The organism is Streptomyces flavusporus (genome assembly GCF_046267975.1).
In the GTDB taxonomy this organism is placed as follows: domain Bacteria; phylum Actinomycetota; class Actinomycetes; order Streptomycetales; family Streptomycetaceae; genus Streptomyces; species Streptomyces flavusporus.
In genome coordinates this window covers 9,290,479-9,317,206 of the sequence record NZ_CP176503.1, presented here as the reverse complement: position 1 = coordinate 9,317,206, position 26,728 = coordinate 9,290,479, and the positions used below count along the sequence as shown (strand labels likewise).

General features: G+C 69.2%; 22 protein-coding genes and 3 pseudogenes. 5 read left to right on the top strand and 20 right to left on the bottom strand.

Translation table 11 applies throughout. The features are described from left to right. Window positions 1-64 precede the first annotated feature (64 nt). The 4 genes from ACKTSN_RS43950 to ACKTSN_RS43935 are packed head-to-tail and all read right to left on the bottom strand — an operon-like array spanning window position 65 to window position 5,640. The gene (locus ACKTSN_RS43950) at window positions 65-1,042 is read right to left on the bottom strand and encodes an ABC transporter substrate-binding protein (RefSeq protein ID WP_409474160.1); all 978 of its coding nucleotides are present in this window, start codon (window positions 1,040-1,042) and stop codon (window positions 65-67) included. A 13-nt stretch (window positions 1,043-1,055) separates the two neighbouring features. Continuing rightward, the gene (locus ACKTSN_RS43945) at window positions 1,056-3,065 is read right to left on the bottom strand and encodes an ABC transporter permease (RefSeq protein ID WP_409474159.1); all 2,010 of its coding nucleotides are present in this window, start codon (window positions 3,063-3,065) and stop codon (window positions 1,056-1,058) included. Next, a complete protein-coding gene (locus ACKTSN_RS43940) occupies window positions 3,065-4,150 on the bottom strand; it encodes a quaternary amine ABC transporter ATP-binding protein (RefSeq protein WP_409474158.1) in 1,086 nt (361 codons plus the stop codon). The genes ACKTSN_RS43945 and ACKTSN_RS43940 overlap by 1 nt, the downstream gene beginning before the upstream one ends. A gap of 20 nt (window positions 4,151-4,170) precedes the next feature. Next, window positions 4,171-5,640, bottom strand: a complete 1,470-nt coding sequence (locus tag ACKTSN_RS43935; RefSeq protein WP_409474157.1) for an aldehyde dehydrogenase family protein — start codon at window positions 5,638-5,640, stop codon at window positions 4,171-4,173. 217 nt (window positions 5,641-5,857) lie between these two features. Here ACKTSN_RS43935 and purU point away from each other — a divergent pair, with 217 nt between their 5' ends. Next, window positions 5,858-6,739: a formyltetrahydrofolate deformylase gene (gene purU, locus ACKTSN_RS43930; RefSeq protein WP_409474156.1), complete on the top strand. Its 882-nt coding sequence runs from the start codon at window positions 5,858-5,860 to the stop codon at window positions 6,737-6,739. Between the two features lie 75 nt (window positions 6,740-6,814). Here the strand turns inward: purU and ACKTSN_RS43925 are convergent, their stop codons facing one another. The 3 genes from ACKTSN_RS43925 to betA are packed head-to-tail and all read right to left on the bottom strand — an operon-like array spanning window position 6,815 to window position 10,180. Continuing rightward, window positions 6,815-7,657 carry an alpha/beta fold hydrolase gene (locus tag ACKTSN_RS43925; RefSeq protein WP_409474155.1) on the bottom strand — a complete coding sequence of 281 codons (843 nt, stop codon included), beginning with the start codon at window positions 7,655-7,657 and terminating at the stop codon, window positions 6,815-6,817. A gap of 12 nt (window positions 7,658-7,669) precedes the next feature. Further along, window positions 7,670-8,506, bottom strand: a complete 837-nt coding sequence (locus ACKTSN_RS43920; protein ID WP_409474154.1) for a 5,10-methylenetetrahydrofolate reductase — start codon at window positions 8,504-8,506, stop codon at window positions 7,670-7,672. Between the two features lie 3 nt (window positions 8,507-8,509). Next, the gene (gene betA / locus ACKTSN_RS43915; protein ID WP_409474153.1) at window positions 8,510-10,180 is read right to left on the bottom strand and encodes a choline dehydrogenase; all 1,671 of its coding nucleotides are present in this window, start codon (window positions 10,178-10,180) and stop codon (window positions 8,510-8,512) included. 202 nt (window positions 10,181-10,382) lie between these two features. On the opposite strand from betA, the gene ACKTSN_RS43910 reads away from it, so the two are divergent. After that, the gene (locus ACKTSN_RS43910; protein WP_385516292.1) at window positions 10,383-11,129 is read left to right on the top strand and encodes an IclR family transcriptional regulator; all 747 of its coding nucleotides are present in this window, start codon (window positions 10,383-10,385) and stop codon (window positions 11,127-11,129) included. Between the two features lies 1 nt (window position 11,130). Here the strand turns inward: ACKTSN_RS43910 and ACKTSN_RS43905 are convergent, their stop codons facing one another. The 10 genes and pseudogenes from ACKTSN_RS43905 to ACKTSN_RS43860 form a co-directional block, all read right to left on the bottom strand. Beyond that, the gene (locus tag ACKTSN_RS43905) at window positions 11,131-12,261 is read right to left on the bottom strand and encodes an aromatic ring-hydroxylating oxygenase subunit alpha (protein WP_409474152.1); all 1,131 of its coding nucleotides are present in this window, start codon (window positions 12,259-12,261) and stop codon (window positions 11,131-11,133) included. Window positions 12,262-12,392: 131 nt separating this feature from the next. Further along, window positions 12,393-13,556: an NAD(P)/FAD-dependent oxidoreductase gene (locus tag ACKTSN_RS43900; RefSeq protein ID WP_409474151.1), complete on the bottom strand. Its 1,164-nt coding sequence runs from the start codon at window positions 13,554-13,556 to the stop codon at window positions 12,393-12,395. Continuing rightward, a complete protein-coding gene (locus tag ACKTSN_RS43895; RefSeq protein WP_067276415.1) occupies window positions 13,553-13,915 on the bottom strand; it encodes a bifunctional 3-phenylpropionate/cinnamic acid dioxygenase ferredoxin subunit in 363 nt (120 codons plus the stop codon). Before ACKTSN_RS43895 ends, ACKTSN_RS43900 begins: the two co-directional genes overlap by 4 nt. A gap of 214 nt (window positions 13,916-14,129) precedes the next feature. Next, window positions 14,130-14,759, bottom strand: a complete 630-nt coding sequence (locus ACKTSN_RS43890; RefSeq protein ID WP_409474150.1) for an MBL fold metallo-hydrolase — start codon at window positions 14,757-14,759, stop codon at window positions 14,130-14,132. Then, window positions 14,759-15,844, bottom strand: a complete 1,086-nt coding sequence (locus tag ACKTSN_RS43885) for an S-(hydroxymethyl)mycothiol dehydrogenase (protein ID WP_409474149.1) — start codon at window positions 15,842-15,844, stop codon at window positions 14,759-14,761. The genes ACKTSN_RS43890 and ACKTSN_RS43885 overlap by 1 nt, the downstream gene beginning before the upstream one ends. 220 nt (window positions 15,845-16,064) lie before the next feature. Next, window positions 16,065-17,433: pseudogene (locus ACKTSN_RS43880) on the bottom strand (BCCT family transporter). Window positions 17,434-17,699: 266 nt separating this feature from the next. Further along, a pseudogene (locus ACKTSN_RS43875) lies at window positions 17,700-18,721 on the bottom strand (chorismate-binding protein). 45 nt (window positions 18,722-18,766) lie between these two features. After that, on the bottom strand, window positions 18,767-21,082 hold the full coding sequence (locus ACKTSN_RS43870) for an FdhF/YdeP family oxidoreductase (RefSeq protein ID WP_409474148.1): 2,316 nt from the start codon (window positions 21,080-21,082) through the stop codon (window positions 18,767-18,769). Window positions 21,083-21,687: 605 nt separating this feature from the next. Further along, window positions 21,688-22,866, bottom strand: coding sequence for an acyl-CoA dehydrogenase family protein (locus tag ACKTSN_RS43865; RefSeq protein ID WP_409474147.1), 1,179 nt, complete (start codon window positions 22,864-22,866; stop codon window positions 21,688-21,690). Between the two features lie 102 nt (window positions 22,867-22,968). Beyond that, window positions 22,969-23,337, bottom strand: a complete 369-nt coding sequence (locus ACKTSN_RS43860) for a ferredoxin (protein ID WP_224736355.1) — start codon at window positions 23,335-23,337, stop codon at window positions 22,969-22,971. Window positions 23,338-23,455: 118 nt separating this feature from the next. Here ACKTSN_RS43860 and ACKTSN_RS43855 point away from each other — a divergent pair, with 118 nt between their 5' ends. Genes ACKTSN_RS43855 through ACKTSN_RS43845 form a run of 3 tightly spaced genes read left to right on the top strand, consistent with a single transcriptional unit; the run spans window position 23,456 to window position 24,660 of the window. Beyond that, window positions 23,456-23,860 (top strand): ChaB family protein, encoded by a 405-nt coding sequence (locus tag ACKTSN_RS43855; RefSeq protein ID WP_409474146.1) that lies wholly within the window; start codon window positions 23,456-23,458, stop codon window positions 23,858-23,860. 37 nt (window positions 23,861-23,897) lie between these two features. Then, window positions 23,898-24,263, top strand: a complete 366-nt coding sequence (locus tag ACKTSN_RS43850; protein WP_385515422.1) for a DUF6479 family protein — start codon at window positions 23,898-23,900, stop codon at window positions 24,261-24,263. A 46-nt stretch (window positions 24,264-24,309) separates the two neighbouring features. Beyond that, the gene (locus tag ACKTSN_RS43845; protein WP_409474145.1) at window positions 24,310-24,660 is read left to right on the top strand and encodes a hypothetical protein; all 351 of its coding nucleotides are present in this window, start codon (window positions 24,310-24,312) and stop codon (window positions 24,658-24,660) included. A gap of 19 nt (window positions 24,661-24,679) precedes the next feature. On the opposite strand, the gene ACKTSN_RS43840 is transcribed toward ACKTSN_RS43845, so the two are convergent. From ACKTSN_RS43840 to ACKTSN_RS43830, 3 genes and pseudogenes are all read right to left on the bottom strand, one after another. Further along, the gene (locus ACKTSN_RS43840) at window positions 24,680-25,135 is read right to left on the bottom strand and encodes an RpiB/LacA/LacB family sugar-phosphate isomerase (protein WP_409474144.1); all 456 of its coding nucleotides are present in this window, start codon (window positions 25,133-25,135) and stop codon (window positions 24,680-24,682) included. A gap of 42 nt (window positions 25,136-25,177) precedes the next feature. Beyond that, the gene (locus ACKTSN_RS43835; protein WP_409474143.1) at window positions 25,178-25,600 is read right to left on the bottom strand and encodes a PPOX class F420-dependent oxidoreductase; all 423 of its coding nucleotides are present in this window, start codon (window positions 25,598-25,600) and stop codon (window positions 25,178-25,180) included. A 44-nt stretch (window positions 25,601-25,644) separates the two neighbouring features. Then, window positions 25,645-26,604, bottom strand: a pseudogene (locus ACKTSN_RS43830) (NAD(P)-dependent oxidoreductase); the annotation flags it as partial. Between the last annotated feature and the right edge of the window lie 124 nt (window positions 26,605-26,728).

Sequence of the window (26,728 nt, the reverse complement as noted above, 5' to 3'; positions counted from 1 at the left end):
CGCACCCCGCGCGCACCGCCCACCGGGCATGTTCCGACCGGCTTCCGACTCCCGGCTTCCGGCGCTACTTGAGCCAGGCGTCCACCTTGTCGCGGTTGGCCTCGACCCATTTCTTCGCCGCCGCCTCGGGGGTCATCTTGTCCACCGCGATGTACTTCGCCACGACGTTCTGGTCGTCGTTCGTCCAGGTGAAGTTCTTCACCAGGTCATAGGCCGGGCTGCCCGACTTGGCGAACTTCGCGCTGACGATCTTGTCCAGCTTGTACACGGGGTAGTCGCAGTTGACCTTCTCGGCGTCGGCGTCGCAGCCCGCCTTGTACTCGGGCAGCTTGACCTTCACCAGCCGTACCTCGGACATGAACCACTGCGGCTCGTAGAAGTAGCCGATCACCCATTCCTTGTCCTTCTCCGCCTTGCGGAAGGCCTGGATGAGGGCGGTCTCGCTGCCCGCGTACACGACCTTGTAGTCCAGCTTCAGGTTCTTCACCAGGGCCTCGTCGTTGGTCACGAACGACGGGTCGCCGTCGAGGAGTTGGCCCTTGCCGCCGGACTCGGACGTCTTGAACTCGGCCGCGTACTTGTTGAGGTTGTTCCAGTCGGTGATGTCCGGGTGTTCCTTGGCCAGCCACGGCGGCACGTACCAGCCGATGAGGCCTTCGTTGCCGGTCGGGCCGGCGTCGACGGCGGTCTTCTGGTCGGTGATGTACTTCTTCTTCAGGTCGTCGTGGCCCCAGTTCTCGACGACGGCGTCGACCTCGCCCGTCCCGAAGCCCTGCCAGGCGATCTCTTCCTTCAGGTCCTTCTTGGTGACCTTGCAGCCGAGGTCCTGCTCCGCGACGTAGGCGATGACCGCCGCGTTGGCCTCGTACCCCACCCACGGGTTGACCGCGAGGTTGAAGGTGCCGCACTTGCCGGAGCTGCCCGAGCCGCCGGCCTCCGAGGAGCTGTCACCGACCTTCGCACCGCCGCAGGCGGTGAGGGTGAGGCCGAGGACCGCTATGCCGGCCGCGCCGACTCTCCACTGTCTTGCTTGCCTTGCCATGGTCAGTTGCTCCTTACGCGCCGGCACGCCGCGCCGCTGCCTGAGTGATCCGGTCGAACATGACTCCGAGAAGGACGATGGCCAGCCCCGCGGCGAGCCCCTTCCCGTACAGCTGTCCCTGCGAGAAGCCGGCCACGACGTCGTAGCCGAGGGCGCCCGCGCCCACCAGGCCGCCCACCACAACCATCGACAGCACGTAGATCAGGCCCTGGTTGGTGGCGAGAGTCAGGGCGCCGCGTGCCATCGGCAGTTGGACCTTGGTGATGATCTGCCAGGTGTTGCACCCGGCGGCGGTGGCCGCCTCCACGGTGGTGGCGGGCACGTTCCGCACCCCGTCCGCGATGATCTTCATGGCGATGGGAGCCGCGTAGACGACGGCGGCGACGATCGCGGTGAAGCGGGTCGCGCCGAACAGCGCGAGGAAGGGCACGAGATAGACGAACGGCGGCATGACCTGTGCCGCGTCCAGGCTGGGCCTGAGCAGCCGGTCCACGAGCGCGCTGCGTCCCATCCACACGCCGAAGACCATGCCGAGCAGCATCACGAGCACCGTGGCGACGACGGTCGACGCCAGCGTCGTCATGCTGTCCGACCACACTCCGGTGCCGACCAGCAGTCCCACGCACACCGCCGTGGTGATGCCGGCGCGCCAGCCGCCGAGGACGACGCCGAGCGCGATCAGGGCCGCGCCGACGAGCCACCACGGGGAGTCGGTGAGCAGTGTCTGGAACGGGTTGAGCAGACCGTTGGTGATGGCGTCGCGGAAGGCGTTGGTGATGCCCGACAGGTTGTCCTGCGCCCAGGTGGTCACGGTGTCGGCCCCGCTCGAGATGGCACTGCCGGTGCCTCCCTCGCCGGGGAACTCCGCCGCCCATACATAGGTGTGCGACAGGTAGATCAGGACAGCCGTGACTGCCGCGCCCACGCCCAGCAACGGGCGTCGCCAGGTCAGAAAGCGGTTCTTCGAACGCCGGGCCGCCTCCTCGCGTCTGCTCGCCGCCGTGGTGACCCGGTCCAGCACGATGGCCATGACCACGATGGCCAGACCCGCGTTGAAGGCCGTGCCGACGTCGAGCGACTGCAGCGCCTGGACGACCGTCTTGCCGAGGCCGGGCGCGTCGATCAAGGCGGCGATGGTCACCATGGCCAGAGCGGCCATGATGGTCTGGTTCACGCCCATGACCACGGTCCGCTTGGACATCGGCAGCAGAACCTTCATCAGGGCCTGCCGTCGCGTGGCACCCAGCGAGTCGGCCGCCTCGACCGTGGTCTTCGGTACGGAACGGATGGCGTGCGCGGTGATGCGGATCGCGGGCGGAGCCGCATAGATCAGCGTGGCGATGGTGGCGGACGCCGGGCCGATCAGGAAGAAGAGGGTCAGCGGAGCCAGGTAGACGAAGGTCGGCATCGTCTGCATGAAGTCCAGGAAGGGCGTGATGATCCGGTTGACCCGATCGGACAGCCCCGCCCACACACCCAGCGGGATCGCGAACAGCAGCGCCACGAACACCGCGGAGACGGTGAGCGCCAGGGTGTCCATGCTCTCCTGCCACAGGCCCTGCAGGCCCAGGAAGGTGAAGCCGGCCACCGCCAGCAGCGCGACCCGCCAGTTGCCCACGGCCCAGGAGACATAGCCGGCGATGCCGACGACACCCAGCCAGCCGATCTGCGGGACGGGGCGGTCGACGGAGGGCTGTGAGATCAGCTCCTGGACGAAGGTCACCAGGGAGTCGATGACCAGGCGGATCTCGTTGAAGAAGTACAGGAAGAGCGGGTTGGAGTTGCGGTTCGCGCCGATCGAGTCGTTGACGTCGTTGAACCACCGGTGCAGATCAGTCAGGTCCGCCGCGGCCAGGGCCAGGGTCTGCTTTCCGCGCAGCACAAGGAACAGCACCAGCCAGACGACGAGGATCGCCGCCACCACCATGGACCGGCTGACCTTGCGCACGCTCTTGGCGGGAGCGGCCTGCTCCACGGCCTGAGTCTTCTCCGGTTGCTCTGTTTTCTCCACGGCGACGGTCATCACGCGCCGCCTTCCTGCCCGGCGACCACCGCGAGGATCTCCTCGTCGCCGACGATGCCGAGCAGCTCGCCGTTCTCGACGACCTTGACCGGCTTGTCGGCCGCGAGCACCGCCCGGGTGGCCTCCTTCACCACGACGTCCGGGCCCAGCTCGGGACCGTCCAGGGCGTCGCCGTCCGCCGGCGGGCGCATGATCCACCGCAGGGTCAGCACGTCGCCGCGCGGCACGTCCTTCACGAACTCGCGCACGTAGTCGTCCGCCGGGGCACCCACCAGCTCGTCGCCGGTGCCGCACTGGACCATCTTGCCGTCGCGCATGATCAGGATGCGGTCGCCCAGCTTGAGGGCCTCGGAGAGGTCGTGGGTGATGAACACCATCGTCTTGCCGACCTCGTGGTGCAGGCGGATGACCTCGTTCTGCATGTCGCGGCGGATCAGCGGGTCGAGCGCCGAGAACGGCTCGTCGAAGAAGAGCACGTCCGGATCACCGGCCAGCGCACGGGCCAGACCGACGCGCTGCTGCATACCGCCGGACAGCTGGTCGGGGTAGGAGTTCTCATAGCCCGCGAGGCCGACCAGCTCGACGACCTCCTGGGCCCGCCTGGTGCGCTCGGCCTTGCCCATGCCGCGGATCTCCAGACCGAACGCCACGTTGTCGACGACGCGGCGGTGAGGCAGCAGACCGAAGTGCTGGAACACCATGGAGAACTTCCGGCGCCGCAGGTCGCGCAGGCGCTTGTCGTCCGCCTCGCGGATGTCCTCGCCCTCGAACACGACCTCACCGGCGGTGGGTTCGATCAGCCGGGTCAGACATCGCACCAGCGTGGACTTGCCGGAGCCGGACAGGCCCATGACGACGAAGACCTCACCGGGCGAGACCTCGAAGTGGACGTCGCGTACGGCGGCGGTGCATCCGGTGCGGTCCATGAGCTCGCGGCGGGTGAGCCCGCACAGCTCCTCGGAGTCCGGGACCTGGTCGGCCTTCGGCCCGAACACCTTCCACAGCCTGCGCACGGATATGACCGGGGTGGAGCCCGAGTCCTGGGGCGTGCCGAGCCGCTGCAGCACCTCGGTCTGTGTGGTCACGTTCGACCTTCTTTCGGCGTTCAGCCGCGGAACCAGTGCTGCGGCCGGGGTTGGATGTTCTGCCAGATGTGTTTGGGCTCTCGGTACTCGTTCAGGCCGGTCGGTCCCAACTCCCGGCCCACACCCGAATGCCCGAAGCCACCCCATTCCGCTTGCGGCACATAGGGGTGGTAGTCGTTGATCCACACCGTGCCGTGGCGCAGCCGCCGGGCGACCCGCTGGGCCTTGCCGGCGTCCTGCGTCCACACGGCTCCGGCGAGTCCGTACTCGGTGTCGTTGGCGATGCGTACGGCGTCGTCCTCGTCGGTGAAGCGCTCCACGGTGAGCACGGGCCCGAACGACTCCTCGTGCACCACGCGCATGTCCTGCCGGCACTCGTCGAGCACGGTGGGCAGGTAGTAGTGGCCGTTCGCCAGCGCGGGGTCCTCGGGCCGTGCGCCGCCGCAGCGCAGTACGGCGCCTTCGGCGAGGCCGGACGCGACGTAAGCCTCGACCTTCTCCCGGTGCTGTGCGGAGATCAGTGCTCCGGTCTCGGCCTCGGGGTCGAAAGGACCGCCGAGGCGGATCTGCCGGGCTCGGCGGACGACCTCGTCGACGAAGCGGTCGTGCAGCGAGTCCTCGACGATCAGCCGTGCACCGGCCGAGCAGACCTGCCCCGAGTGCAGGAAGACGGCCGTGAGGGCGAAGTCCACGGCCGTCTCGAAGTCGGCGTCGGCGAAAACGACGTTCGGGTTCTTGCCGCCGAGCTCCAACGCGACCTTCTTCACGGTCGCGGCGGCGGTGGCCATGATGCGCTGGCCGGTCTCCAGACCTCCGGTGAAGGAGACCATATCCACGGCCGGGTCCTCGGACAGTGGTGCGCCCACCTCGGACCCGGTGCCCAGGACGAGGTTCGCGGCGCCCGCCGGGAGCCCTGCCTCCTCCAGTGCCTTCATCAGCAGGATCGAGGTGGAGGGGGTGAGCTCACTGGGCTTGAGGACGATCGTGTTGCCGGCGAGGAGTGCGGGGGCCACCTTCCAACTCGCCTGCAACAGCGGGTAGTTCCAAGGGGTGATCAGTCCGCACACGCCAACCGGCTCATACACGACGCAACTTACAGCGTCATCGCGGCCGGTGTCGATCACCCGGCCGGCGTCGGTGCCTCCGAGGCCGCCGTAGTAGCGGAAGCAGGAGACGACATCGGCGATGTCGTACTCGCTCTCCACCAGCCGCTTGCCGGTGTCCAGAGACTCCGCGCGGGCGAATTCCTTGGCGTCGCGCTCGATGAGGTCGGCGGCGCGCAGCAGCAGCGCGCCGCGCTCTCGCTCGGAGGAGCTCGGCCAGGGCCCCTCGTCGAAGGCCCGGCGGGCCGCGGCGATCGCCGCCTCGGTGTCGGGGCGTGTCGCTTCCGAGACGGTCGCCGCGAGCGTGCCGTCAGCGGGACATCGGATGTCCCGGTGCCCACCGGCCACCGGGTCCCGCCATTCGCCATCCACATACAGGTCTGCCACGCGCCGAGCCTTTCAACCGAAATTCGTTGCGCATCATGCACCCGATTGCTTGTGGTGGAACACCATGGCGAATGTCCAAACAGACGTCAAGAGGTTGACCGATGACGATTTGGCCATGCGATCACTTACCCGGCCACCCTTGACCACAAGCAACACCGAGCCGACCATGTTGCGTATCGCTCACCATGTTGTGCAATGCGCATCGACGGAGGCCGACGTGTCCCCTAAGTTCCCTCGACCGCAATCTGGCCGTGAGTACGTCCTCACCCTCTCCTGTCCGGACAGCGCCGGACTGGTCCACGCCGTGAGCGGCTTTCTCGTCAGGAACTCCGGCAACATCCTGGAAAGCCAGCAGTTCGACGATCGGCTCCAGGGCCGCTTCTTCATGAGGGTCCACTTCGACGTTTCCGATCCAAACGCCGAGCTGGAACAACTGCGTTACCGGTTCGGTCCCGTGGCCCAGGCCTACGGCATCTCCTGGACCCTGAGCGACGCGGCCACGCCGACCCGGACGCTGATCATGGTGTCCAAGTTCGGCCACTGCCTGAACGACCTGCTCTTCCGCCGGCGCACCGGCGCCCTCAACATCGAGATCCCCGCGATCGTCTCCAACCACCGGGACTTCGAGGGACTCGCGGAGACGTACGGCATCCCCTTCCACCACATCCCGGTGACCAAGGAGACCAAGGCGGACGCCGAGGCGCGGCTGCTGGAGCTCGTGCGTGAGCTGGACATCGACCTGGTGGTGCTGGCCCGCTACATGCAGATCCTCTCCGACGACCTGTGCAAGGAGCTGGAGGGCCGCGCCATCAATATCCACCACTCCTTCCTCCCCAGCTTCAAGGGCGCGCGCCCCTACGAGCAGGCCTACGCGCGCGGAGTGAAGCTCGTCGGCGCGACGGCGCACTATGTGACGCCGGACCTCGACGAGGGCCAGATCATCGAGCAGGACGTGGTCAGGGTGGACCACTCGCTCGACCCCGGTGAGCTGGTCACGGTAGGGCGGGACGTGGAAGCGCAGGTGCTCGCGCACGCGGTGAAGTGGCACAGCGAGAGCCGCGTGATGGTGGACGGCAACCGCACGGTGGTCTTCCGCTGAGCCGCACTGATCGTGGGCGGGACCGGATTCCGGTCCCGCCCTTGTCGTATACGGCCCACGCGCGCTGTTCCTCGATCAGAGCGGCTGGTGGAGGAAGGCGATGAGCGTGGCTGTGAGTTCCGCGGGGGCGTCCTCCTGTACGAGGTGGCCGGCGCCGGCGATCGGTTCGAATCGCGCGCCGGGGATGAGAGCGGCGAGCTCGCGCCCCTTCGCCACCGGGAGCCAGGTGTCGTCCTCGCCCCAGCAGACGAGCGTGGGGACGCCGATCCCGCTGTACCGGCCCTGGATCTCGTCGGTGTAACGCTGGTCGGCCTGGGCGATCTGCCGGTAGAAGGCCGCCTGGCCGAGTCCGTCCAGCCAGGGCCCGACGAGCCGGTCGAGGACCGTGGGATGCAGGCCGCGGCTGCTGGCGGAACCGACGTACTCACGCACCAGGGCACGGTGGAGTGCGCGCGGCAACTGCTCGAAGACGTCGGAGTGCTCGCCGACCAGCCGGAAGAACGGAGAGCCCCACGGCGCCAGCGCGACCGGATCCACCAGTGCGAGGGCCCGGTAGCGGGCGCCGTGCAGCAGATGCGCCCGTAAGGCGACCGCGCCGCCGAAGTCGTGGGCGACCACGAGCGGTTCCTCCAGACCCCAGTGGCTCAGGAGCTCGGTGAAGACCTGTCCCTGGGCGGCCAGGGACACATCCTGGCCCACTGCCTTCTCGGAGGTCCCGTAGCCGGGCATGTCCCAGACGAACACCTGATGGTGCCGGGCGAGCGAGCGGGCGACGGCACGCCAGACATACGAGGAGAACGGGGTGCCGTGCAGAAGGACGACCGGCAGTCGGCCGGGCTGCCCCAGCCGGCCCCAACGGACGTCACCTGATGTGCTGTTGAAGGTTCGGGGCAGCTTCCAATCGGTGTCCGTTGCCATCCTTCTCCTGGTTCAGCCGCCCAGCCGGTCCAGCAGCGCGCGGCGCCACCGCTCCGTTTCGACGATCTGGTTGAACGTGAACAGGTGCAGACCGGCCACCCCCGCCGAGGGTGCGGTGATGGCCTCCTCCGTGCGGATCAGCAGCCTCTCGGGTGCATACCCTCCGGGTGCCGCGAAACGCACGAACCACGAGGCGTGCTTCGTCAGGAAGCGTGTCGACTCCCCCACCCCGATCTTCGTGGCCATCGCCAGCAGCTTCGCCCGCTGTACGGGCCCCGCAATGCCCACATGGACCGGCAGGGTGACGTCCCGGCGCCGTATACGAACGAGCCACTCCCCCAGCACCCGCGGGTCGAAGCAGAGGTTGCTCACGATGTACGTGGCGTGCTCGCGCTTGTCCCACATCGCCTGGATGGTGACGTCGTCGTGGATGAGCGGATGGCTCTCGGGGTAGCCGGTGACGCCGACGTGAGTGAAGGGTCTGCCCAGCTCGCTCAGCCTGCGCAGCACCGGCAGCGCCCCCTCGTACGCCCCGGCGGGCGGGTCGGCGTCGCCGGCCGGGACGAAGATGTCGTCCACGCCCGCCTCGCGGAGCCGGCCCGTGACCTCCTTCAGGTGCAGGTCGTCCCGCAGCAGCCGCGCCGGCACGTGCGGGACGACCCGGTAGCCGTGCGCCGCGAGCCGGCCGGCGAGATCGAGGGTCGGTTCCAGGCCCTTGACCGGCGACGCCGTCACGGTGACGACGACGTCGCGCGGGACATGGGCGAGGATCTTGTCCTCGGTCGCCTTCGCAGGCAGCACCTCGTAGCGGACGCTGTCCAGCAGCGCCCGGAGCCCTGCGGCGCCCATCGTCTACTCCGCCTGCTTCCGGACGTCACGGTGGCGGTAGTACGCGGCCTTCGACGGCGCCGGCGGCTCCTTGCCGAGGATCAGATCGGCGGCCTTCTCGGCGATCATCATCACCGGGGCGTAGATGTTGCCGTTGGTGACGTAAGGCATCACCGACGCGTCCACCACACGCAGACCCTTCACGCCGTGCACCCGCATGCTCGTGGGGTCGACGACGGACATCCCGTCGGTGCCCATCTTGCAGGTGCAGGACGGGTGCAGGGCGGTCTCGCCCTCCTTCGCGACCCAGGCGAGGATCTCCTCGTCCGTCTCCACCGACGGTCCCGGCGAGATCTCCCCACCGTTGTAGGGGGCGAGCGCGGGCTGGTTGAGGAGCTTGCGGGCCACGCGGATCGCCTCGACCCATTCGCGGCGGTCCTGCTCGGTGGAGAGGTAGTTGAAGCGCAGCGCCGGGTGCTCGCGCGGGTCCTTGCTCTTGATCTTCACCGAGCCGATGGCGTCCGAGTACATGGGGCCGACGTGCACCTGGTAGCCATGGCCACCGGCGGGCGATGAGCCGTCGTAGCGGACCGCGACCGGCAGGAAGTGGAACATCAGGTTGGGGTAGTCGACGTCCTCGTTGCTGCGGGCGAAGCCGCCTGCCTCGAAGTGGTTGGTGGCAGCCGGGCCCTTGCGGAAGAGCCACTGCAGTCCGATGAAGGGGGCGCGCCACTTCGCCATGTACGGCTGCATGGAGACCGGCTGCTTGCAGGCGTACTGGACGTAGACCTCCAGGTGGTCCTGCATGTTCTCGCCGACGCCCGGGAGGTGGTGGACGACGTCGATGCCGAGGGCGCGCAGTTCTTCGGCGTTGCCGACGCCGGAGAGCTGGAGCAGCTGCGGGGAGTTGATGGCGCCGCCGCAGAGGATGACTTCCCTGGCGCGGACCTGCTGGAGCGCTCCCCAGCCGCGCTGGAACTCGACACCGACGGCGCGCTTGCCCTCGAAGAGGACGCGGGTGACGAAGGCCCGGGTCTTGACGGTGAGGTTCGGCCGCCTCATCGCGGGCTTGAGGTATGCCTTCGAGGCCGACAGGCGGCGTCCACGATGGACATTTCGGTCGAACTTGGCGAAACCTTCCTGCCGATAGCCGTTGACGTCGTCGGTGGGGGCGTGGCCCGCCTCCTGGGTGGCCTTCAGGAAGGCACCGAAGAGGGGGTTGGTCGCCGGGCCGCGCTCCAGGACGAGGGGGCCGTCGTGGCCGCGGAACTCGTCGTCCGGGTCGGCCACCAGACAGTTCTCCATCCGCCGGAAGTACGGAAGACAGTGTGCGTAGTCCCAGGTCTCCATGCCCGGGTCGGCGGCCCAGCGCTCGTAGTCCATGGGGTTGCCGCGCTGGAAGATCATGCCGTTGATGCTGCTGGAGCCGCCCAGCACCTTGCCGCGCGCGTGGTAGATGCGCCTGCCGCCCATGTGAGGTTCGGGCTCGGACTCGTACTTCCAGTCGTAGAACCGGCTGCCGATCGGGTAGGTCAGCGCCGCCGGCATGTGGATGAAGACGTCCCACGGGTAGTCCGACCGGCCCGCCTCCAGGACCAGCACCCGGTTGGCCGGGTCAGCGGAGAGTCTGTTCGCCAGTGCACTGCCGGCCGAACCGCCACCGACGATGACGAAGTCGTATTGCAGGGGAGCCATGATGCCTCGTCTCGCTCGCGCCGTAGATATGCGAGGCATGCTAAACCCGGTCGCGCTATACGCACCAGGTTGCGAACAGCGCAACTTCCAACGTCTTCGTTTCGGTACGGTTACTTGCAAGGGCGTTGTTTACTACGCGTATAGTTTCACTGTGAGCAACTACAGCCCTGACACAGAAACGTCGAATTCGCAAGTCGGCGGCGTGCAGTCGGTGGACCGCGCCATCAGCGTCCTGGAGATCCTCGCCCAGCGTGGCGAAGCGGGCGTCAGCGAGGTGGCGGGCGAGATCGACGTGCACAAGTCCACTGCCTTCCGCCTGCTCGGCGCCCTGGAGGCGCGCGGCCTGGTGGAGCAGGCCGGCGAGCGCGGCAAGTACCGGCTCGGCTTCGGCATCGTCCGCCTGGCCGGCGCAGTCACCGGCCGTATCGACATCACACAGCAGGGCCGCCCGGTCTGCGAACGCCTCGCCGCGGAGATCGGCGAGACCGTCAACATCGCCGTCATGCAGGAGCACTACGCGATCAATCTCTACCAGGTGCGCGGCCCGGGCGCGGTCACCGCGCACAACTGGGTCGGCCAGCTGACGCCGCTGCACGCCACGTCGAGCGGCAAGATCCTGCTGGCCCACCTGCCCGCGAAGGAGCGCGCCGCGCTGCTGTCCGCCGCCGGCATGAAGAAGGTCACCCCGCACACCATCACCGCGAAGACGAAGCTCGAGAAGAACCTCGCCGAGGCGCGGGAGCGGGGCTACGCCTTCACCCTGGAAGAGCTGGAGATCGGTCTGCACGCCATGGCCGCGCCGGTCCGCAACCGGGACGGCGAGGTCATCGCGGCGCTCAGCGCCTCCGGGCCCTCCTACCGGTTCACCGAGGAGCGCCTGCACGAGCTCTCCCCGGTGCTGATCAAGGGCGCCGAGGAGATCAGCCACCGGATGGGCTACCTGGGCTGAGTCACCCCTGAGGCGTGCCCAGGCGCTCGTTCACCCAGTCGTGGAAGGCGCCGATGTGGTGCTCGCTGGGCACCAGCACGCCGCCCTTGGCGTACATCCGGGAGCTCATTCCGGGCTGCGTACGCTCGCAGGCGTCGAAGTCCTGCTGGTTGACCCGATGGAAGAGTTCCACGGACCGGCTGACGTCCTTGCCGCTCTCGACGACGTGCGGGAGGTAGAGCCAGTCGCACTCGACGATCGTGCGGTCCACGGACACCGGATACATCCGGTGGAAGATCACGTGATCGGGGACGAGGTTGATGAAGACCTGCGGCCGTACGGTGATGGCGTAATAGCGGCGATCCTGGTCCTCGGCGACCCCGGGAATGCGGTCCAGGCCCTCCGAGCCGTCCACGGTGAAGCCCTGGACCTCCTCACCGAACTCGGCACCATGGCCCACGTAGTACTGGGCGGCGTAACCGTCCGCGAACTCCGGGAGCACTTCGGTAAGTTCGGGGTGGATCGTGGCGCAGTGGTAGCACTCCATGAAGTTCTCGATGATGAGCTTCCAGTTGGCCTTCACGTCGTAGACGATCCGCTTGCCGACGGAGAGGTTCTCGATGCCGTAGCGCTCGATCGACTCGACGTCGCCGAGACGGGCGACGACCTCACCGATGACGTCCTCCTCGAAGGAGGGCGGGTTCTCCGCCAGGCAGACCCACACATAGCCGAGCCATTCGCGCACCGCCACACTCACCAGGCCGTACTCGGTGCGGCCGACATCGGGCATCTTGGTGAGGTTGGGCGCCGCGACGAGCTTGCCGTTCAGGTCGTAGGTCCAGGCGTGGTACGGGCACTGGAAGGCACGCTTGACCTCGCCGGTCTCCTCGGTGCAGAGCTTGGCTCCACGGTGCCGGCACACGTTGAAGTACGCACGGATGGAGTTGTCACGCGCCCGGGTGACGAGGATGCTCTCGCGGCCCACGTCTACGGTGCGGAAGGCGCCGGGCTTCGCCAGCTCTGAGGCGCGCGCGACGCAGAACCACATGGTCTCGAATATGCGCTCCTGCTCCTGCGCGAAGATCTGCGGATCCGTGTAGGAGGAGCCGGGGAGAGTGGCGATCAGGCTGTCCGGCAGGCTGGTCGAGGTCACGGTGCACTCCTCGGGAGAACGTCGTGGAGGGGTCATTCACGCGCCGGGAAGAGCGACTCCGGACGGCGTTGTATATGGGGCAACGATGTGTGCTATGTGAAACCGCAGCATGGGATGCCGGTGGGGCGGTGTCAAGATGCGGTGGCGGCGAGTTGCTTGCGCCAGCGCATGAACAGCCGCGGCTGGTTCATCCCGAGCGCGGCGACCGGGTCCCCGGCCCGCCGGTAGACGGCCAGGACGTCGCGTTCGTCCGCGGCGCCCGCCTCGATGGTCACACTGTCCGCGCCGGCCGCGTGACCGGCGAACTGGATCTTCACGCCATACTGGTCGGACCAGAAGTACGGCGGCCTGGGCACACCCGGTTCCACCGCACCCCCCGCCAGCAGCGTGGCGACCGCGGCGTCCGGGCGCTCGCGCGCACCGGTCCAGTGTTCGACGCGCCGGTGGAGGCCCGTGCGCGGGTCGTACCAGTTGGCGCAGTCACCGACCGCGACCACACCGGCCAGGCTGGTGCGGCCGTCCGCGCCGCACTTGACGCCGTTGTCGAGAACGATGCCGGAACCTTCCAGCCACTCGACGCACGGACGCGCGCCCACACCGACCACGACGATGTCGGCGGGGATGCTGCGGCCGTCCTCGAGCAGGACGGCGTCGACGCGGGTCTCCCCGCTCAGCCCCTTGACGCCCACGCCGCACAAGAGCCGTACGCCGTGGTCGGCGTGGAGGGCGGAGACGACGGCACCCATGGTCTCGCCGAGCGGTCCGGCGAGCGGTGTCGGGGCCGCCTCCACGACGGTCACCTCGAGCCCGAGGGCGTACGCGGTGGAGGCGACTTCGGCTCCGATGAAGCCTCCGCCGATCACCACCAGCCGTCCGCCGCGGGCCAGTTCGTCCCGCAGGGCTCGGGCGTCGTCCAGGGTGCGCAGGGTGTGCACTCCGGCCAGACCTTCGGAACCGGGAAGGGTGCGCGCCGCAGCGCCGGTCGCGATGACGACACCGTCGGCGGGCACCTCCCGTCCGTCGGCGAGCCGGACGGCACGCTGCGCGTATTCGAGTCCGGTGGCGCGGACGCCCAGCAGCCACTCCGCCTGCAGGTCCTCGTCGTCCGCCTCCAGGGCGAGTTCGGCCTCGCCGAGAGTGCCGGCCAGGAACTCCTTGGACAGCGGGGGCCTGTCGTAAGGGCGGTGGAGCTCGTCTCCGATGACGACCAGCCGACCGTCGTAGCCCTGCTTCCGCAGTGAGCGCGCCGCCGACAGGCCGGCCAGCGAGGCGCCGACCACGGCGACGGTCCTCACGCGGGACCCCCGGCGAGCCGGGCTGCGACGCAGGGCGGCAGGTTGGGCGCCTCCGTGGACAGCCGGACGTAGATCATGCCGTCCTCGACGACGACCTCGTGCGTCCGGACCGGAAGCTTGGCCGGCGGGGCGTCGACCGCACCGGTCCTCAGGTCGAACTTCGAAGCATGCAGCGGGCATTCCACCTCGCAGCCCTCCAGCCAGCCGTCGGCGAGCGAGGCGTCCTGGTGGGTGCAGGTGTCGTCGATGGCGAAGAGTTCGCCGTCGTCGGTGTGGAACACCGAGACCGGCGGATCGATGTCGAGCCGGTGGGCCTCGCCTCGCGGGAGATCCTCGAGACGGCACGCGGGAATCATCATGACACCTCGGTGCGTATAACGAAACGGATTGCGGTAAGCGCAACATCAGTCTGGGGTCGCCCAGAACCCTTGTCAAGGCATTCAGTGGGCGCCCCGAGCCGCCCATAGTGTTGCGCGATTCAGAACTCAGTTCACATAGAACAACAGCAGCCCGCCGCATCGGCTCGCGATGGCAGCGAGCCGAGGGCGGGCGCGTGAGGGTCGCCGGTAGGCGTCAGAAACCTCGGTCGATCCACTCCTGGAGGTGCGGGGCCTCGGCCGCGATGCTGGTCGTCTCCCCGTGTCCGGTGTGCACGACGGTGTCGCCCGGCAGCGTCAGCAGCCGGTCCCGGATCGACTCGATGATGGTCGGGAAGTGGCTGTACGACCTTCCTGTCGCCCCCGGCCCACCGGCGAACAGCGTGTCGCCACTGAAGAGCGCCGTCAGGGCCGGCGCGTACAGGCAGACCGCGCCGGGGGCGTGGCCGGGCGTGTGCAGAACGGTCAGCTCGATGCCGGCCACCGTGAGGCCCTGGCCGTCGGTCAGTTCGGCGTCCGGCGCCTTGTCGGGGTGGGTCTGCTTCCACAGCGGCAGGTCGTCCGGGTGGAGGAGGATCGGAGCACCCGTGCGCGCCGCGAGTTGGGGCGCGGCGTCGATGTGGTCGTTGTGGGCGTGGGTGCACACGATGGCCCGCAGGGTGCGCCCGCCGACGGCCTGGGCGATCGCCTCGGCGTCGTGCGCGGCGTCGATGACGATCGCCTCGGTGTCGTCGCCGACGATCCACACGTTGTTGTCGACGTCCCAGGTGCCGCCGTCCAGCGAGAACGTCCCCGAGGTGAGGAGGTGTTCGATGCGGGCGGTCATCAGATGACCACCACCGAGCGCAGCACGTCGCCGTGGTGCATCCGTTCGAAGGCCTTCTCGACCTCGTCCAGCGCGATGGTCTCCGTGACGAAGGCGTCCAGGTCCAGCCGGCCCTGCAGGTAGAGGTCGATGAGCATCGGGAAGTCCCTGCTCGGCAGGCAGTCGCCGTACCAGGAGGACTTCAGGGCGCCGCCGCGGCCGAAGACGTCGAGCAGCGGCAGTTCGAGCTTCATCTCCGGGGTGGGGACGCCGACGAGGACGACGGTGCCGGCGAGGTCGCGGGCGTAGAACGCCTGCTTGTACGTCTCGGGGCGGCCGACCGCCTCGATGACGACGTCGGCGCCGAAGCCGCCGGTCAGCTCGCGGATCGCCTCGACCGCGTCGGCGTCCTTGGAGTTGACGGTGTGGGTCGCGCCCAGCTTCTTGGCCGTCTCCAGCTTGCGGTCGTCGATGTCCACCGCGATGACCTTCGCCGCGCCCGCCAGGTTCGACCCGGCGATCGCCGCGGCCCCGACCCCGCCGCAGCCGATGACGGCGACCGAGTCGCCCCGTCCGACGTTCCCGGTGTTGATGGCCGCGCCGATACCCGCCATCACGCCACACCCCAGCAGACCGGCGGCGGCCGCCGACGCGGTCCGGTCGACCTTCGTGCACTGCCCGGCCGCGACCAGCGTCTTCTCCGCGAACGCACCGATGCCCAGCGCCGGCGAGAGCTCGGTGCCGTCGGTCAAGGTCATCTTCTGCTTCGCGTTGTGGGTGTTGAAGCAGTACCACGGCCGTCCGCGCAGACAGGCCCGGCACTGGCCGCACACCGCACGCCAGTTGAGGATGACGAAGTCTCCGGGGGCGACGTCGGTGACCCCCTCCCCCACCGACTCCACGACACCCGCGGCCTCGTGGCCCAGCAGGAACGGGAAGTCGTCGTTGATGCCGCCCTCGCGATAGTGCAGATCGGTGTGGCAGACCCCGCAGGCCTCGATCTTCACCAGCGCCTCACCCGGACCCGGGTCGGGCACGATGATCGTTTCCAGGCTGACGGGGGCGCCCTTGCCCCGCGCGACGACAGCACGGACCTGGTGCGTCATGGCCACTCCTCGGCTGGTCGAGACTTGAATCAGATGTTGCTCATTACGGCACACATCTCATGTGTCGCAACACAGCATCGTGGAGTGCCGACCGGGGGTCAAGGAGCTCGACGGGGTTCCCTCAGCCGGCCAGGAGCGCGGCGGAACAGCGCGAACGCCCGGCGGGGTCGTGGCCGCACATGTCGGTTCCACGGCCCCCCGGGCAAGGGTTCCTCCGGCCTCAGCAGGCGGAGGAGGATGTGGACTCCCTGGGCCGCTCGGGCTCCGTGGACTCCGTGCCGTTGGTGGACGTGGCGGGTCCGATGCGGAGCTCGAAGTCGCCGTCGTACTTCTCATGGCCGGCGATGACGGCCGTTTCGATGGCTTCCTTGCATTCCCGCCCACGGATGATGAGCGGGTCGTGCCGCAGGTCGCGGGTGAGGGCGACACACAGCCCGACCATCACCACGGTGAAGGGTGCCGCCGCGAGAATGGTGAGGTTCTGCAGTCCGGTGAGCGCGTCGCCCTTGCCGCCTCCGATGAGCAGCATGATCGCCGCGACCGCACCGGTCAGCACACCCCAGAACACCACCATGGCCCGGGTCGGCTCCAGGGATCCGCGCTGCGAGAGCGTCCCCATCACGATCGAGGCGGCGTCGGCGCCGGACACGAAGAAGATCCCGACGAGGATCATCACCACAATGCTCGTCACCGTGGCGATCGGGTACTGCTGGAGCACGTCGAAGAGCCGGCCCTGGGCTGTCGCGGCGTCGCTGAGGCGGCCTTCGTCCTGCAGGTGCATCGCCGAGCCGCCGAGGATCGCGAACCACAGCAGGCTGACGGTGCTGGGTACCAGGATGACCCCGCCTACGAACTGCCGGATGGTCCGGCCGCGGCTGATGCGCGCGATGAACACCCAGAGAGGCCGCAGAGCCGAAGAGGGTGGCGAAAATGGCGAGGATGTCGATGACCCTGCCGCCCCAGCCGTTCGCCCGCTTCTCGCCGATCAGGGGGGTGAACACGGCGCTGATCAGCTGTCGGCGTCCGCGCCGGAAGGTGCTGTAGGCGATGGCAAGACCGACGACCGCGTACATCGCCCACGGGTGGAGCGTCCAGTGGAAGAGGGTGGTGGCCATGGCGGTCTCCATGGCCTGGGCGGCGTCGGCCGGGTCGGTGCCCGGCGGTGGCGTGGTGAAGTGGGACAGCGGTTCGCTCACGCCGTAGAACATCAGGCCGATGCCCATGCCCGCGCTGAACATCATGGCGATCCAGGAGACGGTGCGGAACTCGGGCTGCTCGCCCTCCCCGCCCAGGGTGATCCGCCCGTAACGGCTCATCGCCAGCCAGAGGGCGAAGACGACGAAGCCCGAGGCGGCGAGGACGAATGCCCAGCCGCCGTTTCGGATGGTCCCGTCCAGCAGCTTCCCGGACACGCTCTCCAGCGTGTCGGTCGCCGTGGCTCCCCACACGACGAAGGCGAGGGTGAGGACCGCTGCGACGCCGAAGACGACAAAGTCGGTCCGGGGGCCGGCGGATGCCGGCGGGCTTCCCGGCAGATCCGCCCCGACAGGATGGCTTCGGCTCCCGTTCCTTTCGCGGGTTTTGTTCATCAGCTCGTCCTTTCCGCAGACGGCGGTGCACTCTCTGTCGAGGACGACGGATGCGCGACCGAGCAAGAGGGGAATTCATCGGTGATTCCGCCGTGCCCCATGGACACACCGGATCGGATGGGAGATCGGCGAGGGAAGGGGAGGTGGAGCGGCTACCACCCGGACACTGTTGCGAATAATGCATGACTATCCACTATGAGCAACAACGATCTGACGCCTCAGAGAGGCTGTCAAGAGACACGTCAAGGAGAGTTGCCCGACCGCGATCAACCGGTCAGCTGGTACGCAGCCGACGCCACCCCGAGCAGCCGGCGCGCTTTCAGCTCCGTCTCGGCCCACTCGCGCTCGGCATGGGAGTCCCAGGTGATCCCGGCCCCCGTCCCGAAGCGCAGTAACGGGCCGCCGGGAGCGGTGCGGTCGATCCAGAACGTGCGGACGCCGACCGCGAGTTCACCCGTGCCGCGGTCGGCGTCGACCCAGCCGACGCCACCGCAGTACGGGCCGCGGGACGCGGTCTCCAGCGTCGCGATGATCCGCAGCACGCTGGACTCGGGGGCGCCCGTGACCGACCCGGGTGGGAAGGTTCCGGCCGGCAGCTCCGGCCGTCCGGCGCCTTCGGTGAGCTCGCCGCGCACGGTGGACACCAGGTGCACCAAGCCGGGGTGTTCCTCGACCGCGCACAGGTCGGGGACGGTCACGGAGCCGGTGGCGCAGACGCGTCCCAGGTCGTTGCGGACCAGGTCCACGATCATGACGTTCTCGGCGTGGTCCTTTTCGAGGAGGTCCGCGGCGGTCCGGCCGGTGCCCTTGATGGGGCCGGACTCCACCGTACGGCCGTCGCGGCGGAGGAAGAGCTCGGGCGAGGCCGTGGCGATCTCGACACCGTGTGCCGGGAGGCGCACCGTGCCGGCATACGGCGCTGGATTGCCGCGCGCCAGCAGGGCGGTGAGGGCGTCGACGTCCGCGCCCTCCGGGTCGGGCAGCGGCGTGGACAGGACCCGGCACAGGTTCGCCTGGTACACCTCGCCGGCCGCGATGTGCTCGCGTATGCGCCGGACCCCGCTGGTGTAGACGGCCCGGTCGAGGGAGGACGTCCAGGCGTCCGGGCCGCGCCACGCACCGGGCTCGGCGGCGGGCACGGGCGCACGGCGTACGTCCCCGAAGCGCGCGCAGACCGGGCGCCCCTCGAAGTCGGCGACCACGGCCCAGAAACCGGTGGAGTCCGGGCAGCGGGATCACTGGTCACGTCCCGGAGGTCGGTGGCGACGAGGCCGCCGAAGCGGGCCAGAGGGGTGAGGTGGTGCTCGGCTCGGCTCGGCTCTGCTCATCGAAGTCAAGCACTCGCGTCCGCTCCGGCGAAGACCGGTTCCAACCGAACGACGATCGACTTCGACGTGGGGGTGTTGCTGATGGCTGCGGTGGAGTCCAGGGGTACCAGGACGTTGGTCTCGGGGAAGTAAGCGGCGCAGCATCCGCGGGGCGTCGGGTACGGCACTGTCCGGAAGGCCGGCGCCCTCCGCTCCACACCGTCCCCGTACTCACTGACGATGTCGACGAGGTCCCCATCGGCCAGACCTCGCTCGGTGAGGTCGTCGGGGTGCAGGAAGAGGACCCGGCGGCCCTGGTGGACGCCGCGGTAGCGGTCGTCCAGGCCGTAGATGGTGGTGTTGTACTGGTCGTGGGAGCGGAGCGTCTGCAGCAGCAGCCGGCCCGGCGGGACATGGGGGCTCTCCAGCAGGTTGACGGTGAAGTTGGCCAGGCCGGTGGCGGTGGTGAACCGTCGCTCGTCGCGGGGCGGGTGGGGCAGGGCGAAGCCGCCCGGCTGCCGTACCCGGGCGTTGAAGTCCTCGAAGCCAGGGATCACGCGTTCGATGCGGTCGCGGATGCGGTCGTAATCCGACTCGAAGTCGTCCCACGGCACCTGCGGGCCTGCTTCCCCAAGGGCGGCCCGTGCCATCCGACAGATGATCGCAACCTCGCTCAGCAGGTGCTCGGACGCGGGGGCCAGCCGCCCCTGCGAGAGGTGCACCATGCCCATGGAGTCCTCCACCGTGACCAGTTGGGGGCCGGTCGGCCGCAGGTCGGCCTCGGTTCGGCCGAGACACGGGAGGATGAGTGCCTGCTCCCCGGCGATGACATGTGATCGATTGAGCTTGGTCGAGATCTGCACGGTGAGGCGGCAACTGCGCAACGCCTGCTCGGTCAGCTCGGTGTCGGGGGCCGCGGCGACGAAGTTGCCGCCCAGCGCGACGAAGACCCGTACGTCACCGTCGCGCATGGCGCGGATGCTGTCGACCGCGTCGTGCCCGTGGTGCCGCGGGGGTGTGAAGGCGAACTCGGCGCCAAGCCTGTCCAGGAACGTGTCGTCCGGCTTCTCGTAGATGCCCATCGTCCGGTCGCCCTGCACGTTGGAATGGCCGCGTACCGGGCAGAGGCCGGCGCCCGGGCGGCCGATGTTGCCGCGCAGCAGAAGGAAGTTGACGACGTCTCGGATGGTGGGTACCGAGTGGCGGTGCTGGGTGAGTCCCATCGCCCAGCAGACGACGATCTTCTCGGCGGCCAGCACCTGGCGGAACGCGGCCCGGATCTCTTCCTCGGGCAGGCCCGTGGCTTTCAGGATGTCGTCCCACGACGCCTTGCGGGCGTGCTCGGCGAATTCCTGGAAGCCATGCGTGTACTGGTCGATGAAAGACGTGTCCAGGCAGGTGCCGGGTGCTTCGTGCTCCGCCTCCAGCAGCATGCGGTTGAAGGCCTGGAACAGCGCCTGGTCTCCGCCCAGCCTGATCTGCAGGAACTGGTCCGCCAACCGGGTGCCGCCACCGACGATGCCAGAGGGGCGCTGGGGGTTCTTGAACCGGAGCAGCCCGGCCTCGGGGAGGGGGTTGACCGCGATGACGCGAGCGCCCCGACGCTTGGCCTGTTCCAGTGCGGAGAGCATGCGGGGGTGGTTGGTGCCGGGGTTCTGGCCGACGAGGAGGATGAGGTCGGCCTCGTAGAGGTCGTCCAGGCTGACGCTGCCCTTGCCGATGCCGATGGTCTCCGTCAGGGCCGAACCGCTGGACTCGTGGCACATGTTGGAGCAGTCCGGCAGGTTGTTGGTGCCGAGCATCCGGACGAAGAGCTGATAGACGAACGCGGCCTCGTTGCTCGCCCGTCCGGAGGTGTAGAAGGCGGCCTGGTCCGGGTGATCGAGTGCGGCGAGTTCGCGGGCGATCACGGCGAACGCGTCGTCCCAGGAGATCGGTCGGTAGCGGTCGCTGTCGGCCGGGCGGTACATGGGGTGGGTGAGGCGTCCCTGCTGCCCGAGCCAGTAGTCGGTGCGGGGCAAGAGATCCTCGAGGGTGTGCTCGGCGAAGAAATCCGGGGTGACCCGGCGGAGGGTGGCCTCCTCGGCCACGGCCTTGGCCCCGTTCTCGCAGAACTCCGCTCGGTGCCGGCGTTCCGGCTCGGGCCAGGCGCAACCGGGGCAGTCGAAGCCCTCTTTCTGGTTGACCTGGAGGAGAGTGAGCATGCTGCGGCGGGCCCCCATCTGCTCGCCGGCGTGCCGGAGCGAGGAGGTGACCGCTGGGATGCCGGCGGCGTACTCCTTCGGGGGGCCGACCCGCAGACGGGCGTCGCCGGGATCCTCAGCAGGTGCCTTGCGAGTCATCTGAAGCGCTACTCCGCGGTGTAGGGGAATCAGAGCCATTCCATCGCCGGGCATCGCGGCCCGCCGTACGGGGAGCCGCCACCGGAGACCAGATCGGTTGCGAATTGCACAACAGTATCGTAATACGCAACGCGTCTAAGGAAGCCCGACTTGCGACCTCCTGTCAAGGCCGCTGCTCTGCCGATTCGAGGCCGGGCCCGGCCTGCGCGGTGACTCACGGTCTCCCCAACAGCTGCGGATCAGGCGTCGGACGAGGAGGCAAGGGCCGGTCTGCTGCGCCCCCCGAAAAGGGTTACGGCGAAAGGCGGCCGACCAGGGAAGATGCCGGTCGGTCACCCTTCCTCGCACAGCCGGGCCAGGCGCCCGCGTCAAGGGCACGGGATGCTGGATGAGAAGCGACCCGGCGAGGACGGCCAGGAGATGATGGCGGTGATCGCCGTCAAAGATCGTCGGCGGACTGCTCTGGTCGCAGAGTCTCGTCCTGGCCGGGTACACCTGGCCCGCGCCTCATGCGTCGAATGATGCCGCCACCGCTGCGGACTGACGGTGATCCTGGCGCCAAGTACCCCTGTTTTGTGCCAACTGAAGATCGTGATCGCAGCAGGCTAACGCCGTACCCGCGGCATCCCCAGGCCGATCCACGAGATGATCTCCCGCTGGATCTCGTTGTTGCCGCCGCCGAAGGTGAAGATGACGGCGGAGCGGTAGCCGCGCTCCAGTTCGCCGTGGAGGACCGCGCCGGCCGAGCCCTCCTGGAGGGCTCCCGTGGCGCCCACGATCTCCATGAGCCAGGCGTAGGCGTCGCGACGGGCCTCGGAGCCGTACACCTTGGCGGCGGAGGCGTCCTGCGGGGTGAGGGTGCCGTGCTGGAGGGCGCTGACCATCTGCCAGTTGAGGAGTTTCAGGGCGTCCAGGCGGGTGTGGGTCTGCGCCAGCCGGCGGCGTACCCAGGGCAGGTCGATCACCCGGCGGCCGTCGGTGAGTTTGGTCCGCCGGACCCAGCGCCGGACGTCGTGCAGGGCGCGGATGGCCATGGTGCCGTGCGCGGCCAGGGTGACGCGTTCGTGGTTGAGCTGGTTGGTGATCAGCCGCCAGCCCTGGTTCTCCTCGCCGACCCGGTGGGAGACGGGGACGCGGATGTTCTCGTAGTAGCTGGCCGTGGTGTCGTGCCCGGCGAGGGTGTGGATGACGGTGCAGGAGTAGCCGGGGTCGGTGGTCGGCACCAGGAGCATGGTGATGCCCCGGTGCGCTGGGGCGTTCGGGTCGGTGCGCACGGCCAGCCACACCCAGTCGGCGGTGTCGCCGTTGGTGGTCCAGATCTTGTGTCCGTTGACGACATACTCCTCGCCCTCCCGCACTGCCCGTGTCTTCAGGGAGGCCAGGTCGGTGCCCGCGTCGGGCTCGCTGTAGCCGATCGCGAAGTCGATCTCGCCGGAGAGGATCCGAGGCAGGAAGTACGCCTTCTGCTCCTCCGTGCCGTACTGCATGATCGTCGGGCCGACGGTGTTCAGCGCCATCAGCGGCAGCGGCACGCCCGCCTGCGCGGCCTCGTCGAAGAAGACGAACTGCTCCGTCGGGGTCAGCCCACGCCCGCCGTACTCCTTGGGCCAACCCACACCGAGCCAGCCGTCCGCGCCCAGGCGTCGGACGGTCTCGCGGTAGAACCGCTTCTGCGCGGTCCGGTCGGCGTGCCTCAGGTGGGCGTTGTCCGGCACCAGCTCGGCGAAGTAGGCGCGCAGTTCGGTGCGCAGCCGCTGCTGCTCGGGCGTGTAGTCGAGATGCACGGCGCCTCCAGGCTCCCCAAGGCCGGTCCTGACGGCGCACACGGTAGAACCTGTTTCAGAAATTGGGAATGGCGGTGGACCGTGCAGTCTTCGAAGCTCACCTCACCCCAGCGTGTTCAGGAAGTCCGTGCAGGCCCGGGCGCAGGCGCGGCAGGCCGCCGAGGCGTCCTCGGCGCCCGGCCGGCCGTCGAAGACGCGGGCGGACTCCAGGCACTGAGCCCGGCACCACTCCAGCTGGGTGCGTATCCCGGCTTCTTCGACGAGGTTCTGCTCGGCCAGCACCCGGCAGGTCGCGTCGCACACCTCCGCGCACATGATCCCTTGACGTCGTACGAGTTCCTGCTCCTCGGTTCCATCCGGATCGACCAGGCTCGCGCGCAGCGCGCACACCCGAGCACACTCCGTGCACGCCTGCGCGCAGGCGAAGCGGTCCTCCAGGAAACGGAAGAGCTCCTGCTGCGATGTCGTCACATGTCGCGGGTAGCCGTGACACACCGCACCAAACCCGGCGCGGGACGCGGGTCCGTTTTCCGCCCCCACCCGCGGGAACCCGTCGTACCCGAGCACGGACGACCGGGAGGTGGCACAGATGCCCGGACGAGAGGAACTGCCCTCGACCCTGGAGCGCTCCTCCGAGGACGCCCAGCGCACCTGGATCAAGGCGCACGACTCGGCGGTCGAGCAGTACGGCGAGGGCGAGCGGGCACACCGAGTGGCCTACGGCGCCCTGAAGCACATGTACGAGAAGGTCGGCGACCACTGGGAGCGCAAGGAGGGCGGCCGCAAGGGTCCTTCGGATCCGCAGTCGGCCCGGCCACGGCAGCGCGGTGGTCGCAGCGGCGAAGGCGTCGACGAGAACGCCTCCAAGGAGCACCTCTACGACGTCGCCCAGCGACTCGGCGTCGAGGGCCGCTCCCGGATGACGAAGGGGGAACTGCTGGACGCGATCCGCAAGGCCAATCGTTCGCAGACCCGCGCCGCCCGCTCACAGTGAGCCGGTTGGCCGCCACTTTAGGGGGTATTCGTCCGATATGAGTAACGCATCGATGCAGATCGCCGCGCCGAGCGGCCTGCTCAGTCTCGCGCTGTTCGTGATCGCTGTCGCCGTCCTGGCGCTGCTGGCGGGCAGCTTCTGGTACGGCAACCGGATCAAGCTGCGCGAGCCCCCGCGCCCACGCCCCGAGGAGCAGCCACATCTGCCGCCGGAGGGCCCGGTCCACGAGATCCGGGAGAACCGCGAGCCCGACGAGGTCCCCAGGATCCCCAAGGGCGGTCGCCCGCTCACCCCGTACGAGCTGAGCAACATGCAGACCCGGCCGAGCGCGTCGAAGGAACGGCGCCGCTGGAGCCGAGGCAGCAGCGGATCCTTCGGCGGAGGAGGTCTCGGAGCGCACTGAGCCGCGGCCGACGCACGAAGGCAGACGTCCCGAGGAGGGGGAGATCATGGCCGACCCCGGCCGCAGCACCCTACCGCTGCCCGACTACGACCATCTGCCGATCGGCGGGCTGGAAGCCCGGGTGCGTTCACTGACCGCCGAGGAGGTGGAGGAACTCATCGCCTACGAGCGGACGCACGCCGATCGTGTGCCGGTGAACGAACTGCTGACCGCACGCCTCGAGCAGTTGAAGGCGGGCGCCGAGCCGACGTCCGGCGACCCGGCGGCCCTGCGTCCCGAGCAGGGCGAAGGCCACACCGGCTCCCCGGTGTCGCCCGCGACCTCGCCCGAGCCGTTCGGCCCACCGCCGCACGGCACACCCGACCAGCGCGGCAAGCCGAAGGGCGACCGCACGTAGGGCACCGGGGGCCGGGCCGTCAGCGGCCGGCCCCGCGGTCGTCCATCCGTCCGATGCGGGCCACGTTCTCCCGGTCGTCGGCGTCCTCGCTGGGCTCGCCGGCGAACCAGGCGTCGAGGATCTCCTTCAGCAGCGGCTCCGAGGTCAGCCGCAGGCTCAACGCCAGCACGTTGGCGTCGTTCCAGCGGCGGGCGCCGTCGGCCGTGTAGGCGTCCGTGCACAGGGCGGCCCGTACACCGGGCACCTTGTTCGCGGCGATCGAGGCGCCCGTGCCGGTCCAGCAGCACACGACCGCATGGTCCGACGTCCCGTCGGCCACGTCCTGCGCGGCCGCCGCCGAGCACGCCGCCCACTGTGGGTCGTCGCCGGCGCGCAACGCCCTGTGCGTGCGCACCTCGTGGCCGCGCCCGCGCAGTTCCGTGACCAGCAGACGGGCCACGGGTTCGTCCATGTCGGAGGAGACGGAGATCCGCATGCCTCGGAGCCTACGCCCGCCGCCCACCCGGAGGGGCGGTCGTCACGGGGACGCCTGTTCGCTGTCCTTCAGCGCGCCCCAGCCGTGCCAACGGTCGACCTCGATCCAGGCGCTGACCCGGGCGCGGACCCGGTCCGGGTAGGGACTGCCCGTGTAGTGCCGGGAGAGGCGGTCGATGTCGGCCAGTCCCTCGTCCTCCTTCAGCTCGGTCGCGCGGCCGATGAGGGTCACGTGCGTGTACCAGTTGTCCTTGTCGAGGACGGTCAGGGTCACCCGCGGGTCGCGGCGCAGGTGCTGCAGGCGGACGCGGCCCTCGTCCAGGCTGATCAGCACCCGGCCGTCGTCCCACACGTACCAGGTGGGCGTGGAGACCGGCGTGCCGTCGGAGCGCAGGGTGGCCATGACGCAGGGGTTGGCGCGGCGCAGCAGGGCGTCGGCCTCGGGCGGCAGGGGCGGTTTGGACATCTGAACCTCTCAGTGACGTGCTGTTTTCCGGGATGGTCCGGCCGTCAGGAGGAGTGTTCCTCGTCGAAGCTGGCGAAGTAGGCGGCAGCCATGTCCTCGTCGCCGTGTCCCTGGGCGGCGGCGCGGGTGAGGCGTTCGGCGCTTGCAGCGGCCACGTCCAGGCGGATGCCGTGCTGCTCCCCCGCCTCGACGATGAGACGGGCGTCCTTCGCGGCGGTCGCGACCGCGAACTGGGCCGGGGACAGCCGGTCGTCCAGGATCAGCCCCGCCTTGACCCGCAGATAGCCCATGTCGAGCGGGCCGCCGTCGATGGCGTCGAAGAAGCTCTGCGGGTTCACGTCGAGCACCTTCGACAGGGCCAGGACCTCGCCGACCGCGTTGGTGGCGGCGATGACCCAGCTGTTGGCGACCAGCTTGAGGCGGGTGGCGGTGCCGGCCGCCCCGTCGTCACCGGTCCACACGGTCCGGGCGCCGACGGCGTCGAAGACCGGCGTGACCGTCTCCCGGCTCTCGCTCGGCCCCGCCGCGAGGACCAGCAGCTGTCCGGCCTCGGCGGGCTGGCGGGTGCCGAGCACCGGGGCGTCGTAGAAGACCAGCTCGTGGTCGCGGGCGAAGGCGGCCAGGTCGCCGATCGCCCCGATACCGGCGGTGGTCGACTGCACCCACGCGGTGCCGGGACGCAGTGCCGGGGCCGCCTCCTCCATGACCTCCAGGGCGGCGGCGCCGTCGTACAGCATCGTCAGGACGACGTCGGCGCCCTGGACGGCCTCGGCGGGGGTGGCCGCGACGTGCGCTCCGTCGGCGGCCAGCGGTGCGGCCTTGTCGGGGGTGCGGTTCCAGACGCGGACGGTGTGTCCGGCCTTGGCCAGGTTGCGGGCCATGGCGGCGCCCATGATCCCGGTGCCCAGGACGCTCACGGTGAGCGTGTCGGTCATGACGTCAACTTCCTGTCGCTCTGCGGTGCGGTGGTTGTTGCTGGGGTGGACGCGATCGGGTCCGGCCCGGGTCCGACGATGCCACCGCCCGGGTGCGTCCCGCGCGTCGGGTGCACCCGGGTCTGCGGGATTTCAGCGGCCGAGGCGGCGCGGACGAGTCCGTCGAGCCGTTCCTCGGGCGTGCCGTCCTGTT

Bases quoted from the DNA above. Each gene is read 5' to 3' on its own strand.
- ACKTSN_RS43835 (WP_409474143.1), bottom strand. From the start codon at position 25,600: ATGTCCAAACCGCCCCTGCCGCCCGAGGCCGACGCCCTGCTGCGCCGC.
- ACKTSN_RS43890 (WP_409474150.1), bottom strand. From the start codon at position 14,759: ATGACCGCCCGCATCGAACACCTCCTCACCTCGGGGACGTTCTCGCTG.
- betA (WP_409474153.1), bottom strand. From the start codon at position 10,180: ATGGCTCCCCTGCAATACGACTTCGTCATCGTCGGTGGCGGTTCGGCC.
- ACKTSN_RS43845 (WP_409474145.1), top strand. From the start codon at position 24,310: ATGGCCGACCCCGGCCGCAGCACCCTACCGCTGCCCGACTACGACCAT.
- ACKTSN_RS43840 (WP_409474144.1), bottom strand. From the start codon at position 25,135: ATGCGGATCTCCGTCTCCTCCGACATGGACGAACCCGTGGCCCGTCTG.
- ACKTSN_RS43850 (WP_385515422.1), top strand. From the start codon at position 23,898: ATGAGTAACGCATCGATGCAGATCGCCGCGCCGAGCGGCCTGCTCAGT.
- ACKTSN_RS43950 (WP_409474160.1), bottom strand. From the start codon at position 1,042: ATGGCAAGGCAAGCAAGACAGTGGAGAGTCGGCGCGGCCGGCATAGCG.
- ACKTSN_RS43945 (WP_409474159.1), bottom strand. From the start codon at position 3,065: ATGACCGTCGCCGTGGAGAAAACAGAGCAACCGGAGAAGACTCAGGCC.
- ACKTSN_RS43920 (WP_409474154.1), bottom strand. From the start codon at position 8,506: ATGGGCGCCGCAGGGCTCCGGGCGCTGCTGGACAGCGTCCGCTACGAG.
- ACKTSN_RS43870 (WP_409474148.1), bottom strand. From the start codon at position 21,082: ATGACTCGCAAGGCACCTGCTGAGGATCCCGGCGACGCCCGTCTGCGG.
- ACKTSN_RS43925 (WP_409474155.1), bottom strand. From the start codon at position 7,657: ATGGCAACGGACACCGATTGGAAGCTGCCCCGAACCTTCAACAGCACA.
- ACKTSN_RS43895 (WP_067276415.1), bottom strand. From the start codon at position 13,915: ATGATGATTCCCGCGTGCCGTCTCGAGGATCTCCCGCGAGGCGAGGCC.
- ACKTSN_RS43855 (WP_409474146.1), top strand. From the start codon at position 23,456: ATGCCCGGACGAGAGGAACTGCCCTCGACCCTGGAGCGCTCCTCCGAG.
- ACKTSN_RS43885 (WP_409474149.1), bottom strand. From the start codon at position 15,844: ATGACGCACCAGGTCCGTGCTGTCGTCGCGCGGGGCAAGGGCGCCCCC.